This window comes from Bacillus sp. 0209A, assembly GCF_036765095.1.
GTDB classification, from domain to species: Bacteria; Bacillota; Bacilli; order Bacillales; family Bacillaceae; genus Bacillus; species Bacillus subtilis_G.
On record NZ_JBAIZV010000002.1, the window covers coordinates 787,144 to 805,244 of the forward strand.

At 44.5% G+C, this 18,101-nt stretch carries 17 protein-coding genes, 1 other RNA gene and 1 pseudogene; 17 read left to right on the top strand and 2 right to left on the bottom strand.

Annotated elements, in window-relative coordinates; translation table 11 throughout:
• Positions 1 to 24: 24 nt before the first annotated feature.
• Together smpB and ssrA are read left to right on the top strand one after the other, a co-directional pair.
• Positions 25 to 495 carry an SsrA-binding protein gene (gene smpB / locus V6D44_RS09155; protein ID WP_087991147.1) on the top strand — a complete coding sequence of 157 codons (471 nt, stop codon included), beginning with the start codon at positions 25 to 27 and terminating at the stop codon, positions 493 to 495.
• A 176-nt stretch (positions 496 to 671) separates the two neighbouring features.
• Positions 672 to 1,034: a transfer-messenger RNA gene (gene ssrA, locus V6D44_RS09160) on the top strand.
• Between the two features lie 472 nt (positions 1,035 to 1,506).
• Here the strand turns inward: ssrA and arr are convergent.
• Positions 1,507 to 1,923, bottom strand: a complete 417-nt coding sequence (gene arr / locus V6D44_RS09165; RefSeq protein WP_087991146.1) for an NAD(+)--rifampin ADP-ribosyltransferase — start codon at positions 1,921 to 1,923, stop codon at positions 1,507 to 1,509.
• A 384-nt stretch (positions 1,924 to 2,307) separates the two neighbouring features.
• On the opposite strand from arr, the gene V6D44_RS09170 reads away from it, so the two are divergent.
• The 7 genes and pseudogenes from V6D44_RS09170 (at position 2,308) to azoRB (ending at position 6,522) form a co-directional block, all read left to right on the top strand.
• Positions 2,308 to 2,880 (top strand): TetR/AcrR family transcriptional regulator, encoded by a 573-nt coding sequence (locus V6D44_RS09170; RefSeq protein WP_087991145.1) that lies wholly within the window; start codon positions 2,308 to 2,310, stop codon positions 2,878 to 2,880.
• Positions 2,877 to 3,236: a DMT family transporter gene (locus tag V6D44_RS09175; RefSeq protein WP_087991144.1), complete on the top strand. Its 360-nt coding sequence runs from the start codon at positions 2,877 to 2,879 to the stop codon at positions 3,234 to 3,236. Before V6D44_RS09170 ends, V6D44_RS09175 begins: the two co-directional genes overlap by 4 nt.
• Positions 3,233 to 3,634, top strand: coding sequence for a YvaD family protein (locus V6D44_RS09180; RefSeq protein WP_333516421.1), 402 nt, complete (start codon positions 3,233 to 3,235; stop codon positions 3,632 to 3,634). Before V6D44_RS09175 ends, V6D44_RS09180 begins: the two co-directional genes overlap by 4 nt.
• Before the next feature lie 100 nt (positions 3,635 to 3,734).
• A complete protein-coding gene (locus tag V6D44_RS09185; protein ID WP_087991142.1) occupies positions 3,735 to 4,682 on the top strand; it encodes an EamA family transporter in 948 nt (315 codons plus the stop codon).
• 7 nt (positions 4,683 to 4,689) lie between these two features.
• Positions 4,690 to 5,346 (top strand): GntR family transcriptional regulator, encoded by a 657-nt coding sequence (locus V6D44_RS09190; protein WP_087991141.1) that lies wholly within the window; start codon positions 4,690 to 4,692, stop codon positions 5,344 to 5,346.
• A 234-nt stretch (positions 5,347 to 5,580) separates the two neighbouring features.
• Positions 5,581 to 5,727 (top strand): annotated as a pseudogene (locus V6D44_RS21090) (hypothetical protein); the annotation flags it as partial.
• Between the two features lie 159 nt (positions 5,728 to 5,886).
• Positions 5,887 to 6,522 carry an FMN-dependent NADH-azoreductase AzoRB gene (azoRB, locus tag V6D44_RS09195; RefSeq protein ID WP_333516422.1) on the top strand — a complete coding sequence of 212 codons (636 nt, stop codon included), beginning with the start codon at positions 5,887 to 5,889 and terminating at the stop codon, positions 6,520 to 6,522.
• A gap of 38 nt (positions 6,523 to 6,560) precedes the next feature.
• Here the strand turns inward: azoRB and V6D44_RS09200 are convergent, their stop codons facing one another.
• Entirely contained in the window at positions 6,561 to 7,637 is a 1,077-nt protein-coding gene (locus tag V6D44_RS09200) for an oxidoreductase (RefSeq protein WP_087991140.1), read from the bottom strand.
• Positions 7,638 to 7,764: 127 nt separating this feature from the next.
• On the opposite strand from V6D44_RS09200, the gene csoR reads away from it, so the two are divergent.
• The 8 genes from csoR (at position 7,765) to helD (ending at position 17,837) form a co-directional block, all read left to right on the top strand.
• A complete protein-coding gene (csoR, locus tag V6D44_RS09205; RefSeq protein WP_087991139.1) occupies positions 7,765 to 8,067 on the top strand; it encodes a copper-sensing transcriptional repressor CsoR in 303 nt (100 codons plus the stop codon).
• A 74-nt stretch (positions 8,068 to 8,141) separates the two neighbouring features.
• Positions 8,142 to 8,351, top strand: a complete 210-nt coding sequence (copZ, locus tag V6D44_RS09210) for a copper chaperone CopZ (RefSeq protein WP_087991138.1) — start codon at positions 8,142 to 8,144, stop codon at positions 8,349 to 8,351.
• 83 nt (positions 8,352 to 8,434) lie between these two features.
• Positions 8,435 to 10,846 carry a copper-exporting P-type ATPase CopA gene (gene copA, locus V6D44_RS09215; RefSeq protein WP_333516488.1) on the top strand — a complete coding sequence of 804 codons (2,412 nt, stop codon included), beginning with the start codon at positions 8,435 to 8,437 and terminating at the stop codon, positions 10,844 to 10,846.
• Between the two features lie 361 nt (positions 10,847 to 11,207).
• A complete protein-coding gene (locus tag V6D44_RS09220) occupies positions 11,208 to 13,316 on the top strand; it encodes a heavy metal translocating P-type ATPase (RefSeq protein ID WP_333516423.1) in 2,109 nt (702 codons plus the stop codon).
• Positions 13,317 to 13,437: 121 nt separating this feature from the next.
• Entirely contained in the window at positions 13,438 to 14,106 is a 669-nt protein-coding gene (locus V6D44_RS09225; protein ID WP_253268577.1) for a DsbA family protein, read from the top strand.
• A 5-nt stretch (positions 14,107 to 14,111) separates the two neighbouring features.
• Positions 14,112 to 14,528 (top strand): disulfide oxidoreductase, encoded by a 417-nt coding sequence (locus tag V6D44_RS09230; protein WP_087991134.1) that lies wholly within the window; start codon positions 14,112 to 14,114, stop codon positions 14,526 to 14,528.
• Positions 14,529 to 14,711: 183 nt separating this feature from the next.
• Positions 14,712 to 15,320 (top strand): trimeric intracellular cation channel family protein, encoded by a 609-nt coding sequence (locus tag V6D44_RS09235; RefSeq protein WP_087991133.1) that lies wholly within the window; start codon positions 14,712 to 14,714, stop codon positions 15,318 to 15,320.
• Positions 15,321 to 15,512: 192 nt separating this feature from the next.
• Entirely contained in the window at positions 15,513 to 17,837 is a 2,325-nt protein-coding gene (gene helD / locus V6D44_RS09240; protein WP_087991132.1) for an RNA polymerase recycling motor HelD, read from the top strand.
• The last annotated feature ends 264 nt before the right edge of the window (positions 17,838 to 18,101 follow it).

The window sequence follows — 18,101 nt, forward strand, 5'->3', positions numbered from 1 at the left end:
TCCTTAGAGAGAGGAGGTTCTGGCATGCCAAAAGGGTCAGGAAAAGTATTATCTCAAAATAAGAAAGCCAATCACGATTATTTTATAGAAGAAACCTATGAAACAGGTATCGCATTGCAAGGAACCGAAATCAAATCGATTCGCGCCGGCCGCGTAAACCTTAAGGATTCCTTCGCCAAAATCGAACGGGGAGAAGTGTTTCTCCACAATATGCACGTCAGCCCGTATGAGCAGGGAAACCGTTATAACCACGATCCGCTTCGGACGAGAAAGCTGTTAATGCACCGCAAGGAGATTAATAAGCTGATCGGGCTAACAAAGGAAAAAGGCTATTCTCTCGTTCCGCTGAAGCTGTATTTAAAAAACGGCTTTGCCAAAGTGCTTCTCGGCCTTGGAAAAGGGAAGAAGAACTATGACAAACGGGAAGACCTGAAGCGGAAGGACGCGAAGCGGGAAATCGAAAGAGCGTTCAGAGACAGTCAAAAAGGCTTCTAAAGGCATCATGCTTGATTCAAAAATCAGGCCTGTGCTATACTGTGTACACGATCAGACCACAGCGCTATTCATTTGAAGGATTTGACAATTGAAAAGAGCCGTGATCATGTTATAATAAGACTGTAGCCAGTTTGAGTGAGAGCTTGATTATTTCTCCCGTATTTCCCTTATACCAAGGGGACGTTACGGATTCGACAGGGATGGATCGAGCTTGAGCTGCGAGCCGAGAGGCGATCTCGTAAACACGCACCTAAATATAACTGGCAAAACTAACAGTTTTAACCAAAACGTAGCATTAGCTGCCTAATAAGCGCAGCGAGCTCTTCCTGACATTGCCTATGTGTCTGTGAAGAGCACATCCAAGTAGGCTACGCTTGCGTTCCTGTCTGAGAACGTAAGAAGAGATGAACAGACTAGCTCTCGGAAGGCCCGCCCGCAGGCAAGAAGATGAGTGAAACCATAAATATGCAGGCTACGCTCGTAGACGCTTAAGTAATCGATGTTTCTGGACGTGGGTTCGACTCCCACCGTCTCCATACATACTTTGAAACCGCAGTGCTATCAAGGCTTTTAAAGCTTTCGAGGGCACTGCGGTTTTTTCGTACATTCAGTCAATTATACTGGTCGTTATGCTAAAAAGAACCAAAAACCCTAGCAGGAGTTTTATCATGAAACGCTTCAAAAAATTTGGTGCGTATAACTGGGCACTCCGTGATCAGGAGTAACCACAAATATCCTAAATTCCGAAACAAACTCAAACTTATTCCCTGTGTTTGGCTTTGCTAAAAAGAAAAAAGCCATCCTTCGCGGATGCCCTTTTTCTTGAAGACCGTGGACGCCGTCCACCACCTGTAAGGGGAACTCTTCTCCTTAACCCCATCATACAAACTCTCCCAGCCCCGGATCTGAAATCATCTCGGTTTGCCCAGACACTTTTTAAAATCTTGCTTATAATGACAAATTAGTTAAGTCTTTAACGGGCATTCAGCAGGAGTTTTAATAATGTGATAATCAATCGTATATTACATTTTTTCCTTCTTCACTTAACTTTTGTAAAGATGTAAGCATATGATTTATTTCTTCATCGGAATGCCTTTCCCATGAACCTAATTCAGCTACTATTTTCAAAGGAGATTTAGATCTATAAGAACGTGTTGGGTTTCCAGGGAATTTTTTGTCAGTTAAATTCGGATCATTTTCAAAATCGCCTAATGGTTCTACAATATAAATTCTCTCTTTTGAATTAGATCTTGCTAATTCAGCCCCCCATTTAGCAGCGTTTAATGTTCCAGTAAAATAGATATGGTTAGATTTTTTATCCTGATAATTGGATAAATACAACGGTTCGAGCAGGTCTCCAATTTTCAGTTCTGCTTTAGTGCCATGAAAAAACGGACCAGGATCTAAGACATTTTTTTTGTCATTCATATAGCCACATCCCTTATACTTTTAGACTTGCGTATAACAGTATAAGGCAGGACAAGAGCGAAAAAACAGTCTATAAATAATCCTTAGATAGGGTTATAATGTAAGTAGAGACTAAGATGTATTGGTTTGTGGTAACACTTTGGTAACAAAATCATAAAAAATTTTCACCATACTGAAAAAACTTCTATATCAACGTTTTGTAATGATTTTAAAACATAACCATATCAAGGCGATAGACTGCCACCGTCTCCATACATACTGACAATAAAGCAGAACCTCTCCCAAAAGGAGAGGTTTTTTATATATGATTGATTTCCATAAATTTCTGACGTATAATTTCGGTACCGATAAAGTTTTTTTGGTACCGAAGGCGAGGGGATTAATGTGGAAAAAAGGATTCTTGAGGAAACCATCCGGCTGATCAGGCAGAAAGGATTTTCATTTACGATGAATGATTTGGCAACAATGCTGGGAACGAGCAAGCGGACGCTCTATGCTCATTTTTCATCAAAAGACAAGCTTGCGGAAGCGGTTGTCGAGCAATTTATCGCAGAGATGAAGCAAATGGAAAGAGAAATCTATGAAAATGAAAGTTTAGACGTGCTTCAAAAAGTGAAAAAAATGCTGATCGGTCTTCCGCAGGGGATGGAAATGCTGAATATGGGATTATTAAGTGAACTGAAGAAATATCATTACGATGCGTGGCTTACATTAGACACGTTTATTAAGGAAGAATGGACGGTTGTCCTTGAATTATTAAATGAGTGCAAACAGCAAAAAAGAATCAGTAACATCAATCCGGACTTGTTTGTTCACATGTATATAGGGAGTATCAATCAAGTGTATGACCCCGAATATCCGCTCAAACACCAATTTTCGACAGGAGAGGTTCTTGAATCGATTGTAGATGTATTGTTTAACGGCATAACAGCTGATGGGGAGGCTGATGCTACGTGAATTGGGTGTTTCTATGCTTAGCGATTCTGTTTGAAGTTGCCGGGACGGTCAGCATGAAGCTATCGTCGGGATTTACAAAGCTTACTCCCAGTGTGCTGTTGATTTTCTTTTATGGCGGCAGTCTTTTCTTTCTGACGCTTACGCTAAAATCCATTAATGTATCTGTTGCTTATGCTGTATGGTCAGGGATGGGAATTGTCCTGATTACAGTCGTTGGTTTTTTATTTTTTCAAGAGAATGTTAGCGTCATGAAACTCATTTCAATCGGATTGATTATCGCTGGTGTTGTGTCTTTAAACCTGATCGAGCAAAGTGCCAAGTCTGAGCCGATACATAAAAGCGGGCAGTGCAAATGAGATATATGAAACTGTTTTTTCTCGTGACTGATATCGGTTTTATCTTGTACTGGCTGTCAGCAGGGTTTGCGCTGATACCGGAAAGCTTGGCTTTTAAACATCATGAAAATCCGTTTATGATCGCCTGGAACTGGTCCTTTTTTCCGCTGGATATTCTAATCTCTATCACAGGATTGTACAGCTTGTACTTGCAACGGAAGAACAGTACTGACTGGAAGTTGATGGCGCTGATTTCTCTTGTGCTGACCTGTTGTTCAGGCCTGCAGGCGATTTCATTCTGGACTTTCAGCCTGGACTTCGATCTTGTTTGGTGGGTGTTTAATGGGTATCTATTGATTTATCCTTTATTTTTTATTCATCTTCTCTTAAAGGAGGGTCATACAACAAAGCAGTGCTGACAGGCGCTGTTTTTATTTTGCAAAACCATTGTTTTCAGAAAAGTGAAACGATATAATATATAATATATTGCATATCAATTACCTGTCAGGAGGATGGACGTTGGCGACTCAAAAACAACGGATGTACGGTTTTTTTATGGTCATTGTCGGAGCTGCCTTTTGGGGATTGTCGGGAACGGCTGCCCAGCATTTGTTTGAAACAAGTGATGTGTCGGTGGAGTGGCTTGTCACCGTACGTTTGCTTTTATCAGGTCTGCTTCTGCTGATCATCATATCTGCCGGTAACAACAGACGTGCGGTGTGGGCGATATGGAAGGATCAAAAATCGGCTATCCAGCTGATTGTTTTCGGGATTGCAGGCATGCTGGGCGTTCAGTATACATTTTTAGCTTCAATCGGAACCGGAAATGCTGCTGTGGCTACGCTGCTACAGTATTTGGCGCCCGTTTTGATTATGATGTTTTTGCTTGTGACCAGAAAGAATTCCTTTCAGTTAGCGGATATTTGCGCGCTTGTGCTGGCTTTGGGAGGCACTTTTTTACTGCTGACCAATGGCAGCGTCAATCATTTAACCGTTTCGTCCTTGTCTATTATATGGGGGCTGCTTTCTGCCGCGGCTTTGGCCTTTTATACGCTTTACTCCAGCTCTCTTTTGAAAAACTGGGGATCTGCTCTCGTGATTGGCTGGGGAATGCTGATCGGAGGCATTGGCATGAGCTTTATCCATCCCCCATGGGACGTTGATATGCAGGGATGGACAGTGTCTGCGAGCTTATTAGTCGGTTTTATTGTGATCTTCGGAACGCTATTGGGTTTTTATATGTATTTGACCAGTTTGAAATATTTATTTCCGCAAGAAGCGAGCATGCTTGGGTGTACTGAGCCGGTTGCCGCAGTGGCATCCTCTATTCTGTGGCTCGGTGTGTCCTTCGGTTTATACCAAGCGCTAGGGGCGGCGTGTATTTTGGTGATGATTTTTGTTTTATCGCAAAAAAAGAGTGCCGGCAAACCAGCGGCGTTAAAAAAACAAACCAATATTCAGAGGTGATTCTTTTATGCCCATCCCGTCAAATATCTCGAAGCCTGTCAGACAAACTGCTAAAACGATTGCGTTGGAACAAATTCAAAAGTGGATTGTGGAAGGCATTCTTGCTCCCGGAGAAAAAATCAACGACGACGAGTTAGCGAAAGCGCTTGGCGTCAGCAGAACGCCAGTCAGAGAAGCTCTGCAATTATTGGCGGTGCAAGGTTTTGTTGAAATGTCACCGGGAAGAGAAACAAGAATCTCTCAAATTGAAAAAAACGATGTTTTCAAGGTGTATCCGCCAATGGCGGCTCTGCAATCCACCGCTGCCGAACTGGCTATCGAAAACATTCAGTCATCGCACTTGGAGGAGATGGCAGCGATCAATCAACAAATGAAGACGGCGATTGACCGAAATGAAATCTATGAAGCGCTTGAGCTTGATAAAGCGTTCCATGATGTCATGATTGATGCGGCCGATAATGAATATATCCGCAATTTCACATCTGTTCTTCATATGCATATTCTTCGACTCGAATATCTTTTTTTCAAATCGCCGCAAAATTCGATTGAAGAACATGAACAAATGATTCAGGCGTGTAAAGAGAAGGATCGGAAAAAAGCGGCCGAGCTGACATACAGCAACTGGATCAAGCCGATTCAGGATATTGCGGATAAATTGAGGTAAAGCAGGCAGAGACGGTACGGTCTCTGCCTGCTTTACGTTTTTGGGGCATGCTATAGCAGATAAACGAGAAGAGTTCCGTACATTCATAGAAAAAGATTTTAAACTGCTGGGGACAATCAAAGAACCATGCCAAGCATCGCATCTCTTCGGGGTTTCCTGTGCTGATCGGCGCATTGGCGGATCATACGGATTATGGTTTAACTGCAAGCATCGGGGGTTTTGTCATTAATTTATATGAGGACGTTTTTTAAACAAGTTGAGAAATCCGCTTTGATGAAAAGGATGCCGGCGGACAACAAGTGCCGCATGTTCTTATTACCCGAAGATCAGCAAAGAGCTCTCCGCCTGTATTTCAGCTTGCGGACAGCTTTTGAAAAGTAAGCTGTTTAAAAGGGTTAAATAATCTTTAATTCAAGATGTTTTACTTGAAAGTAATTTTCACTATCTCTATAATAAAGACTAAGAGAGACAGAATAATCATAATGCATCTGTATGATAATAATTGATGTGTGATTTTTAAAAACGAAAGGGCTGGTAAATATGGCAAAAGTATTATATATCACTGCTCACCCGCATGATGAAGCAACTTCTTACAGTATGGCAACAGGTCAAGCGTTCATCGAATCTTACAAAGAAGCGAACCCAAATGATGAAGTTGTACATATCGATTTGTACAAAGAAAATATCCCGCACATTGACGCGGATGTATTCAGCGGCTGGGGAAAGCTTCAGTCAGGCACAGGCTTTGAAGAGCTTTCTGAAAGTGAAAAAGCGAAAGTCGGCCGTCTGGGAGAGCTTAGCGATCAATTTGCATCTGCTGATAAGTACGTATTCGTGACTCCTTTATGGAACTTCTCATTCCCGCCAGTGATGAAAGCGTATCTTGATTCTGTAGCGGTTGCAGGAAAATCATTCAAATACACTGAACAAGGACCTATCGGCTTGTTAACTGATAAAAAAGCGATTCATATTCAAGCGCGCGGCGGCTACTATTCAGAGGGCCCTGCGGCTGAAATGGAAATGGGCCACCGTTACATCGGCATCATGATGAATTTCTTCGGCGTTCCATCCTTCGATGGTATTTTTGTAGAGGGACATAATGCCGAGCCTGATAAAGCACAGCAAATTAAAGAAGATGCGATCGCGCGTGCGAAAGAAGCAGGAAAAACATTCTAATGAAAAAGCCTCCCCTGATAAAAGGGGGAGGCTTTTGTTTATTGCTCCAGCATAATGGTCCGTTTTTCATCGCTGCTTTTCATCGCGGCTTCAATGATGCGGATGACATCAATACCTTCTTCAGCAGTGACAGGCAGCACGGCGCCTTCCCGTATGCTTTCCGCTATTTTGCGGTAATAGGTAAGGTAAGAGCCATTTACCGATGGAATGGTTTCTGTTTTTTTGTTCTCGCCATGAATGGTTGTCAGCTGTCCGTATAAAGCGGGGTCATCCGCACCCCAGCTGTCATCCTCCGGTTTGCTTCCCGCTCTGAGTGCGTCTTCCTGTGCATCGATTCCGTATTTGATAAAGCTGGAATGCTGTCCGTGGATTTGATAACGGGGGCCGTTTGCCGGAATGATCGATCCTCCGTAAAGAATGGCTTGGAGCTTGCCGTAATCCATTATCAAATGAAAATAGTCAACGGCTCCGGCGTTTTCACGCTGGGTCATCATGTTTGCCGTAACAGCTTTCGGCATTCCGAACAAATGGAGGGCCTGGTCTATGATGTGAGAGCCGAGATCATACAGCGTACCAGTGGCAACGCCTTCTTTTTCCCGCCACCGTGCTTGAACCTCAGGACTGTAGCGATCATAGGAGACTTGATATGTATTGATATCTTCAAGGGATCCATCAGCGATCAGTTTTTTTATCGTTAAAAAGTCGTTATCCCAGCGCCGATTATGATAGACACTTAACAATACGCCTTTTTCAACGGCAGCCTGCTTTAATTTTTCCCCTTCTTCAGCTGTCGCTGTCATCGGTTTTTCCATTACAACGTGTTTTCCGGCCTGAATGCATGCCATGGCATGCTCATAATGAAGGCCGCTCGGGGTGGTGACAATGACAAGTTCAATGGCCGGATCATTTGTCATTTCCTCAAGCTCATGCACAACTTCTGCATCCGGAAAATCCTGTTTCACTTCTTCTGTCCGCGATGTCATGACTTTACTGATGTGATACTCATCCAGAACAGCAAGCAGCGGCGCGTGAAAAACCGAACCAGACAGCCCGTACCCTAATACCCCAACCTTTATCGTATCCACTTTTCTTCTCTCCTTTAAAAGCGTTTTCATAAAAGGTATATACCCTTCTGATCAAATGGTAAAACCTAACTGATTCATTTTTTTGCCGCGTCAAGCTTAGACAACAGTTTGGACAATCAGTATAATGGGAATGAATATAAGAAACAGGGGTGTGCACATGGAGCATAACGAACATAAAACATTAAACCATAAAAGCTCAAAAGAAAAGGATCAAATTACAAACCGGCTGAAGCGGATAGAAGGCCAAGTCAGAGGTATTCAAAACATGGTGGAAAACGATAGGTATTGTGTAGATATTCTTGTGCAGATATCTGCTGTTCAAGCGGCGATGCAAAAGGTGGCTCTCCACTTGCTTGAGGACCACACCCATCATTGTGTAGCGGATGCCATCAAAAGCGGAGACGGGGACCAAGCCATTTCTGAGCTATTGGACGTATTTAAAAAGTTCACAAAATCATAAAGTCTTTTTATATTGTAATACCCTACGGGGGTATGGTAGCATAAAAATAGAAAGAACAAACAGGAGGAATTCATATGGACCAAAAAACATTGCAAGTTGAAGGAATGTCATGTCAGCACTGCGTCAAAGCAGTAGAAACGAGCGTGGGAGAACTGGATGGGGTCAGTGCTGTGCATGTCAATCTGGAAGCGGGAAAAGTCGATATTTCGTTTGATGCTGACAAAGTATCAGTCAAAGACATTGCGGATGCGATAGAAGATCAGGGCTATGATGTAGCCGATTGATTCAAGGTATCGCGCCTTTATGAAGGCGCGGTATTTCTTTCATTTTTATATACCCCCCTGGTGTATATAAAGGAGTGAGTATGTTGAGTGAACAAAAGGAAATTGCGATGCAGGTATCTGGTATGACCTGTGCGGCATGTGCCTCCAGAATTGAAAAAGGCCTCAAGCGGATGCCGGGTGTCACGGATGCCAATGTCAATATGGCAACGGAAACCTCAAATGTCACCTACGATCCTGCTGAAACAGGAGCTGCAGCGATTCAGGAAAAAATTGAAAAGCTGGGCTATCACGTCATAACAGAAAAAGCTGAATTCGATATTGAAGGCATGACGTGTGCGGCTTGCGCCAATCGGATTGAAAAGCGACTTAACAAAATAGAAGGCGTCACAAATGCTCCTGTAAACTTCGCTTTAGAAACGGTTGCGGTCGAGTACAATCCAAAAGAAGCGTCTGTCAGCGAGTTGAAAGAAGCGATAGATAAACTGGGATATAAGCTTAAGCTGAAAGGCGATGAACAACGGGATTCCGCAGCTTCTAAAAAGAAAGAAGAACGGAAGCAAACGGCGAGACTGATCTTTTCAGCGGTTCTATCGTTTCCGCTACTTTGGGCGATGGTGAGCCATTTTACATTTACCTCGTTCATTTGGGTGCCGGATATATTCCTTAATCCGTGGATGCAGTTTGCGCTGGCGACTCCAGTGCAGTTTCTGATCGGCTGGCCGTTTTATGCGGGTGCGTATAAGGCGCTCAGAAATAAAAGCGCCAATATGGATGTGTTGGTTGCGCTAGGAACGACGGCTGCTTATGCTTATAGCCTTTATATTACGATCCAAAGCCTCGGTTCCCATGGCCATACAGCCGGCCTTTACTATGAAACAAGCGCGATATTGCTGACGCTGATTTTGTTAGGGAAGCTGTTTGAAACAAAAGCAAAGGGCCGTTCTTCGGATGCCATTAAAAAGCTGATGAAGCTTCAAGCGAAAACAGCGACTGTCGTAAGAGACGGACAGGAGCAAATTATTCCGATAGACGAAGTGCTTGTCAATGACATTGTTTACGTCAAACCGGGCGAACGAATTCCTGTCGATGGAGAAGTGATTGAAGGCCGCTCGGCTGTAGATGAATCGATGATTACAGGAGAAAGCCTTCCAGTTGATAAAAATCCGGGTGACAGCGTGACAGGCGCAACCGTTAACTCAAATGGATTTCTGAAAATCAAAGCTGTCAATGTCGGAAAGGATACCGCGCTTTCTCATATCATTAAAATCGTCGAGGAAGCACAAGGGTCAAAAGCGCCGATCCAGCGTCTTGCTGATCAGATATCTGGCATTTTTGTCCCCATTGTATTGGGGATTGCCCTTCTCACTTTCCTCATTTGGTATATCTGGGCGGCTCCCGGTGATTTTGCAGCAGCGATCAGTAAGGTTATTGCAGTGCTCGTCATCGCCTGCCCTTGTGCGCTAGGCCTTGCCACTCCGACGAGCATTATGGCTGGATCTGGCCGCGCGGCTGAATTCGGGATTCTCTTTAAAGGCGGCGAACATTTAGAAAAAACACATCGTCTCGATACGATTGTTCTCGATAAAACCGGAACTGTGACAAACGGGAAGCCGCGATTGACAGATGCCATTCCATTCGGCCATTTTAAAGAAACAGAACTGCTTCAGTTTACGGCGGCAGCTGAAACGGGATCGGAGCATCCGCTCGGCGAAGCGATTGTTGCCGGCGTGAAAGGAAAAGGGCTTGAAATACCGAAGCTGAACAGCTTTGAAGCAAAGGTAGGAGCAGGCGTTTTGGCTGAAGCCGGAGGCAAAACCATTCTCGTCGGCACAAGAAAGTTAATGGAGAGCGAACAGATCGAACATGGGGATCTTCTTGCCCAAATGGAAGAACTTGAGGCAGAAGGGAAAACGGTTATGCTTGTCTCGATTGATGGTGAAGCCGCGGGGCTTGTAGCGGTTGCCGATACGATAAAAGATACGTCACGAGAGGCAGTGGCCCGTCTGAAAGCGTTAGGCTTGGATGTCATCATGATGACAGGTGACAATCGCAGAACTGCAGAAGCCATCGCGAAGGAAGCGGGAATTACGAGTGTCATTGCGGAAGTCCTTCCTGAACAAAAGGCGGCAGAAATTTCCCGCCTGCAAAAAGAAGGGCGCCAGACGGCCATGGTAGGCGACGGAATTAACGATGCGCCGGCGCTAGCTACAGCCGATATCGGCATGGCGATTGGAACAGGCACGGATATTGCCATGGAAACAGCGGACATTACGCTTATACGCGGCGATTTGAATAGCATTGCTGATGCAATCCGCATGAGCAGATTAACGATGAAAAACATTAAACAAAACTTATTCTGGGCGCTTGGCTATAACAGCCTCGGCATCCCGATCGCAGCGCTCGGATTTTTAGCGCCATGGATAGCGGGAGCAGCAATGGCATTCAGCTCCGTTTCCGTTGTTCTGAATGCGTTGCGTCTGCAAAAAGTAAAATAAATATGCCGGTTTTTCAGCTTATCGACAAACCCTCGCATTCGTTGTCAGGCCTGCGCGTTGGTGCTCAATGAAAGAATGGAACGGCGGCTAAATTCCAGACGTCCTGTCTAAAGGCCGCCGTCATCACATCCTGTGAAAGTCTGCTCCAATGCTCGTCCTTTCTAGATTTCAAGGGTGTTCAATCATGTTGTCAACAACCGAAAAACCGGCGATATGCCGGTTTTTGTTTATCATTGACACTTTCTTGGTAAAAGCCATATAATAAATGTAATCAATTATATGATTATATGCTCATATATATAATTTCGTTGCCGACACTCATTGATACGCTTGAAGAGGGAACCCTAAATCGGAAGGTAAGGTGAGACTAGTGAAACAGGAATACATTCTGGACGGTTTGGATTGCAGCAATTGTGCCCAAAAAATTGAAAACGGAGTTAAAGGCATAAAAGGCATTGACGGATGCGCGGTAAATTTTGCGGCAAGCACCTTGACTGTCTCAGCCGGTGGGAAAGAAGAGCAATGGGTCGCCAATAAGGTAGAGAAAAAAGTAAAATCAATCGATCCGCATGTAACAGTTCGCCAAAAGCATAAAAAGAAATCAGCTGAAGACGGCTATCGCAATCGAATGATCAATATGCTGATCAGAATGGCGGTTGCTGTCATTTTAGGAGCAGCGGCATATGTCGTTCATTCCGGAACAATCGAATTTTTCCTTTTCCTCGCTGCCTATTTGATCATCGGCGGTGATATTGTCATCCGGGCAATCAAAAACATCAGCCGCGGTCAGGTGTTTGATGAGCATTTCTTAATGGCCCTTGCCACAATCGGCGCTTTTCTGATTAAGCAATACCCTGAAGGCGTTGCCGTTATGCTGTTTTACCAAATCGGTGAGCTTTTTCAAGGAGCCGCGGTCAGCCGTTCCAGAAAATCAATCAGTGCGTTAATGGACATACGGCCTGATTACGCCAATGTCAAAACAGAGAACGGCATCGAACTGGTTTCTCCGGAGGACGTAAAGATAGGAGACATCATTGTGGTGAATCCCGGAGAAAGCATACCCCTTGACGGTAAGGTCGTACAAGGATCAGCGATGGTTGATACGTCTGCTTTGACAGGTGAGTCTGTTCCAAGAAAAGCTTCAGAAGGACAAGATGTGATGTCAGGCTTTATCAATCAAAACGGCGTTCTGCATATTGGAGTCACAAAGGGCTATCAGGAATCTGCAGTATCAAAAATATTAGATTTGGTTCAAAATGCGAGCAGCCGTAAAGCCCGGACAGAAAACTTTATCACGAAGTTTGCCAAGTATTATACACCTGCTGTCGTGATCATCGCGGTATTGCTGGCCTTTGTCCCGCCGCTGGTTATTCCCGGCGCCGCACTTTCCGATTGGGTGTACCGCGCGCTTATTTTCTTAGTGATTTCTTGTCCATGTGCGCTTGTTGTCTCTATACCGCTCGGTTTCTTCGGCGGAATCGGCGCAGCCTCTAAGGCCGGAGTGCTTGTGAAGGGAAGCAATTATTTAGAAGCCTTGAATCAAGTTAAATACGCGGTGTTTGATAAGACAGGAACATTAACAAAAGGCAGTTTTGAAGTGACAGAAATTAAACCCGCAGAAGGATTTACAAAGGAAAAATTACTTGAAGCGGCGGCATATGCTGAGCTTCATTCCCAGCATCCTATTGCTGAATCTGTGCGTAAAGCTTACGGAAAGACGCTTTCCTCTGACGCGATAGAGTCATATGAGGAAATATCCGGCCACGGCATTTTTGCAAAAGTAAACGGAACAGAAATCCTTGCTGGGAATCAGAAGCTCATGGAAAGAGAACAGATTAAAGGCGTCCCGGATCAAAAAGCAGGAACAATCGTACACATTGCTGTTGATCAACATTATGCCGGAGCAATCATCATAGCGGATGAAGCAAAAGAAGACGCGGCACAGGCGATTGCTGATCTGAAGTCGCTTGGAATCAAACAGACAATTATGCTGACAGGTGATTCAAAACAAACGGGAGAAGCCGTCGGAAAACAGCTTGGCATCGACGAGGTATATGCGGAGCTGCTGCCGCAGGATAAAGTCGCGCGGGTTGAAGCATTAGAAGCCAAGCTTTCGCCAAATGAAAAACTCATTTTTGTCGGTGACGGCATCAATGATACGCCGGTGCTTGCGCGCGCGGATATCGGAGCGGCCATGGGCGGCCTTGGCTCAGACGCCGCGGTAGAAGCAGCAGACGTCGTGCTGATGACAGATCAGCCTTCAAAAATAGCGGAAGCGATTCGGATTGCCAAACGGACACGGCGAATCGTGTGGCAAAACATCGGCTTTGCTTTAGGCGTGAAAGTGATCTTTCTCATTCTCGGAGCATTCGGAATTGCAACTATGTGGGAAGCGGTTTTCTCAGATGTCGGCGTTACGCTGCTCGCTGTGGCAAACGCCATGCGCGTTATGCGTCTCAAAAACAGGTAAATTGTCGGAGAGAATTCATTTTTTCGGGCTTTTCTTATCGGCGCTTGTCTTGTTAAAATAAAGAAGCGGGTCAATTGCGATCCGCTTCTTTTTTATAATTTTAAAACGATGAGGTGTCGGAGTGAAAAAGAAACAGCAGTCTTCTGCGAAATTCGCGGTCATCCTTACGGTTGTGGTTGTTGTCTTGTTAGCAGCCATTGTCATTATTAATAACAAAACGGAACAAGGCAATGAAGCGGTTTCCGGACAGCCGTCTATCAAAGGCCAGCCTGTGCTCGGCAAGGATGATGCACCGGTAACTGTAGTTGAATTCGGAGATTATAAATGTCCGTCTTGTAAAATGTTTAACAGTGACATCTTCCCAAAAATACAGAAAGACTTTATTGATAAGGGCGATGTGAAATTTTCATTCGTGAACGTCATGTTCCATGGAAAAGGTTCAATATTAGCGGCTCTTGCATCAGAAGAAGTATGGAAAGAAGATCCTGACTCTTTCTGGGCATTCCATGAAAAGCTGTTCGACAAACAGCCGGATACAGAACAGGAATGGGTAACCCCGGCCGTTCTCGGTGATGTTGCCAAAAGCACCACGAAGGTCAATCCTGAGACGCTCAAGGACAATCTTGATAAGGAAACATTCGCTTCCCAAGTGGAAAGAGATTCCGAACTTAATCAAAAAATGAACATAAAAGCAACCCCGACGATTTACGTCAATGATAAAGTGATCAAAAAATTTGCGGATTATGATGAAATCAAAGAAACGATAGAAAAAGAGCTGAAAGGGAAGTAAATCATATGAAAAATAGAATTGTATGTTTATATGCTTCTTGGGTTGTCGCTCTTACCGCTATGCTCGGCAGCCTGTATTTCAGTGAAATCAAAAAGTTCATTCCATGTGAACTGTGCTGGTACCAGCGTATCCTCATGTATCCGCTCGTCTTGATTTTAGGAATCGCCACCTTTCAAGGGGACACACGCGTGAAAAAATATGCGCTTCCGATGGCGATTATCGGGGCATTTATTTCGATTATGCATTACTTAGAGCAGAAAGTGCCGGGCTTTTCCGGCATTAAGCCGTGTGTAAGCGGCGTGCCGTGCTCAGGCCAATATATAAACTGGTTCGGTTTTATGACCATTCCATTTCTGGCCCTGATTGCTTTTATCCTGATTATTGTTTTTATGTGTCTGCTGAAAGGCGAAAAATCTGAATAACCAAAAAGCGTCCGCTTATGCCGGGCGTTTTTTTTATCTGTAAATGACAGCTCAATAGCGTTTGGTGTACTCCCTCTAAATTTATCTTTTTTTATCGTGAAAATGTTATTGATTTTACGCTTGAGCGATTATAAAATCTAGAGGTCGTCAGAAAATTTAACAAACATAAAGGGAGTCATCAGAATGGCTTGGGAGCTGCTCAGTGTGATTGGCATCATTGCGTTTGCAGTCAGCGGCGCAATTGTTGCGATGGAAGAGGAATATGATATTTTAGGAGTTTATATATTAGGGATTGTCACAGCTTTTGGAGGAGGAGCGATCCGCAATTTGCTGATCGGTGTTCCGGTGTCGGCATTATGGGAGCAGGGCGCGTACTTTCAAATCGCCCTCCTCTCCATTACGATTGTGTTTCTGTTTCCGAAGCTGCTGCTGAGGCATTGGAACAAGTGGGGCAACTTATCAGATGCGATCGGTCTCGCGGCCTTCGCCATCCAAGGCGCACTGTATGCCGTCAAAATGGGTCATCCGCTTAGTGCCGTTATCGTGGCTGCGGTCCTGACGGGAAGCGGCGGCGGAATCATTCGCGATCTTCTTGCCGGACGCAAACCGCTTGTGCTGAAAGCGGAAATTTATGCGGTCTGGGCGGCTCTCGGCGGTTTAATCGTCGGCTTGGGCTGGCTGGGAAACTCATTTGGCTTGTACGTTCTGTTTTTCGTGCTCGTTGTTTGCCGCGTTTGTTCCTATATGTTTAATTGGAAGCTGCCAAACCGTTCTTTTCGCTTAGATAACTAACATCATAAAAAAACCGATTTCAATTTGAAATCGGTTTTTTTGCATATAAATAACCCAAACCTTGATTGATATTGGGTAAATGTGCTAAGATTAATTGTATTTGCTTGTTTTTATCATATTTATAATATATATCCAATTTTATTTTACAGTATTTCATCTGAATTTGTCAACTATTTTCTGGAGGTGCCGTCCATGAATCAGCAGGATAAGGAATGGAAGGAAGAACAGTCAAGAATAGATGAGGTACTGCAGGAGCTCGGCCGAAAAGAGCGGTTTCTGGAAATGTCTGCAGGCGGGTTAAAGCATGATATTATCGGATTAAGAAAAAGCTTTTGGGAGGATGTTACGGTCAATCTTGATGATACCCATGAAGCGGTTGAAACGATGGCAAGCATTAAGCAGCAGGCGGAGCTGCTGTCTGATCGGGAACGAAATCATCGGCGTATGGATCAGCAGCTCAAACGAATTCATCAATTAAAAGCATCGCCTTATTTCGGCCGGGTTGATTTTATTGAAAACGGAGAGGAACAGGCAGAGCGAATTTATATCGGCTTAGCTTCTTGCATGGATGAGAAGGAAGAACACTTTCTGATCTATGACTGGAGGGCGCCGATATCCAGTATGTACTACAATTATTCCCCAGGAAAAGCGGAGTACGAAGTGCCCGGCGAAACGATAGAAGGCCAAATGGTGCTGAAACGCCAGTTTATCATTAAAAACGGCGCTCTCAAGGCAATGTTTAATACTGATATGACGATCGGTGATGAAATGCTGCAAGAGGTCTTGAGCCATCAATCTGATACCCAAATGAAAAACATCGTGTCTACAATTCAGAAAGAACAAAATCAGATTATCCGTAATGAAAAAAGCAAATTTCTGATCGTGCAGGGAGCAGCTGGCAGCGGGAAAACATCGGCAGCACTCCAGCGCGTCGCTTATTTGTTATACAGGTACCGCGGCGTTATTGATGCCGGACAAATCGTTTTATTTTCTCCAAACTTTTTATTTAACAGCTATGTCTCCTCTGTTTTGCCTGAGTTAGGGGAAGAGAATATGGAACAGGCGACGTTTCAGGAATATATCGAGCACCGGCTTGGCCGCAAGTTCCTATGTGAAAGCCCCTTTGATCAGCTCGAATATTGCCTGAGCGAATCAAAGAAAGGCGGTTTTCCGTCAAGGCTTACGGCAATCACATGGAAGGCGGGCTTATCTTTTCAGGAATTCATTGATGAATACGTAAGCCGGCTGTCCTCCGAAGGGATGATCTTTAAAAATATCGTCTTCCGCGGACAAAAACTGATTACAAAGGAACAAATTCAATCCTATTTTTACTCATTGGATCAACACCAGTCCATTCCGAACCGGATGGAGCAAACGGCAAAGTGGCTGCTGAGTGAACTTAATACATTTGAGAAAAAGGAACGGCGTAAGGATTGGGTCGTTCAGGAAGCTGAGCTGCTCGACAAAGAGGATTACCTGGACGTGTACAAAAAACTCCAGGAAAGGAAACAGTTCAGTGAGAGCACGTTTAACGATTATCAAAGAGAGCAGCAACTGCTTGCCGCCATCATTGTGAAAAAGGCGTTCAATCCGCTCAAACAGGCGGTCAGGCTCTTTGCGTTTCTGGATGTCAAACAGCTGTATTTGCATTTGTTTTCCAGCTGGGGAGGGAAATTTCAGCATGCGGAGACGGCAGCGATAGGAGCGCTGACCCGATCGGCATTTGCGGAAAATAAATTGCTCTATGAGGATGCGGCGCCGTTTCTTTATATGCAGGATTTGATCGAAGGCAGAAAGAAAAATACGAAGATCAAACATCTTTTTATCGACGAAGCTCAGGACTATTCACCGTTTCAGATGGCTTACATGAGAAGCATTTTTCCGGCCGCCAGCATGACAGTGCTCGGTGATATCAATCAGTCCATATACGCCCATACCATACATGGCGCAAAGTATATGGATGCGTGCTTTGAAGGTGAGCCGGCTGAATATATTCGTTTAAAGAGAACGTACAGATCGACAAGGCAGATTGTCGATCTAACAAAAGCGATGCTTCAGGACGGAGGGGACATTGAGCCTTTTAACAGAAACGGGGAAATGCCTCTCGTTTTCAAAACCGAAGGGCGTGAGGACCTTTGTCAAAAGCTCACGAAAGAAATGGAACGGCTCAAGAAGCAAGGGCATGAAACGATCGCCGTCATTTGCAAGACTGCCCAGGAATGCATACAGGCGCACGCTTACATAAGCGAATATATAGATATCCGGCTGATTCATAAAGAAAATCAAACATTTCAAAAGGGAGTTTGTGTCATTCCGGTTTATTTAGCGAAGGGAATTGAGTTTGACGCAGTCCTTGTCTATGATGCATCGGAAGAACATTATCAAACAGAGCACGACCGCAGGCTCTTATACACTGCCTGCACCCGGGCGATGCATATGCTGGCGGTGTTATATACAGGTAAGGCAAGTCCGTTTGTAACGGCCGTGCCGTCTCACTTATATCAGAATGCTGAGTGAAGAGAAGGGGAGCCTTCTCTTTTTAGCGTGCCGACAAACCCTCGCATTTGTTGTCAAGCGTGCGTATTGGTGCTCACTTGAAAAAAACTCAGCGGCTAAATGCTCGAGATCCTGCCCAAACGCCGCTGTCACCCCATCCTGCAGAAGTCTGCCCCAATGTACGTCCTTCCTAGAATTCAAGGGTTAAAGATGACAAAACCCTAAAGCTACGTTTATTTGTGTAGAGAAGGACGTCCTTCTCTTTTTCTATTTAAATGAAAGAAA

Excerpts from the sequence above, each read along its gene's own strand:
- V6D44_RS09200 (WP_087991140.1), bottom strand. The coding sequence starts at position 7,637 with ATGAAAACGCTTTTAAAGGAGAGAAGAAAAGTGGATACGATAAAGGTT.
- V6D44_RS09235 (WP_087991133.1), top strand. The coding sequence starts at position 14,712 with ATGGCTTGGGAGCTGCTCAGTGTGATTGGCATCATTGCGTTTGCAGTC.
- V6D44_RS09180 (WP_333516421.1), top strand. The coding sequence starts at position 3,233 with ATGAGATATATGAAACTGTTTTTTCTCGTGACTGATATCGGTTTTATC.
- V6D44_RS09190 (WP_087991141.1), top strand. The coding sequence starts at position 4,690 with ATGCCCATCCCGTCAAATATCTCGAAGCCTGTCAGACAAACTGCTAAA.
- V6D44_RS09230 (WP_087991134.1), top strand. The coding sequence starts at position 14,112 with ATGAAAAATAGAATTGTATGTTTATATGCTTCTTGGGTTGTCGCTCTT.
- arr (WP_087991146.1), bottom strand. The coding sequence starts at position 1,923 with ATGAATGACAAAAAAAATGTCTTAGATCCTGGTCCGTTTTTTCATGGC.
- helD (WP_087991132.1), top strand. The coding sequence starts at position 15,513 with ATGAATCAGCAGGATAAGGAATGGAAGGAAGAACAGTCAAGAATAGAT.
- smpB (WP_087991147.1), top strand. The coding sequence starts at position 25 with ATGCCAAAAGGGTCAGGAAAAGTATTATCTCAAAATAAGAAAGCCAAT.
- copZ (WP_087991138.1), top strand. The coding sequence starts at position 8,142 with ATGGACCAAAAAACATTGCAAGTTGAAGGAATGTCATGTCAGCACTGC.
- azoRB (WP_333516422.1), top strand. The coding sequence starts at position 5,887 with ATGGCAAAAGTATTATATATCACTGCTCACCCGCATGATGAAGCAACT.
- csoR (WP_087991139.1), top strand. The coding sequence starts at position 7,765 with ATGGAGCATAACGAACATAAAACATTAAACCATAAAAGCTCAAAAGAA.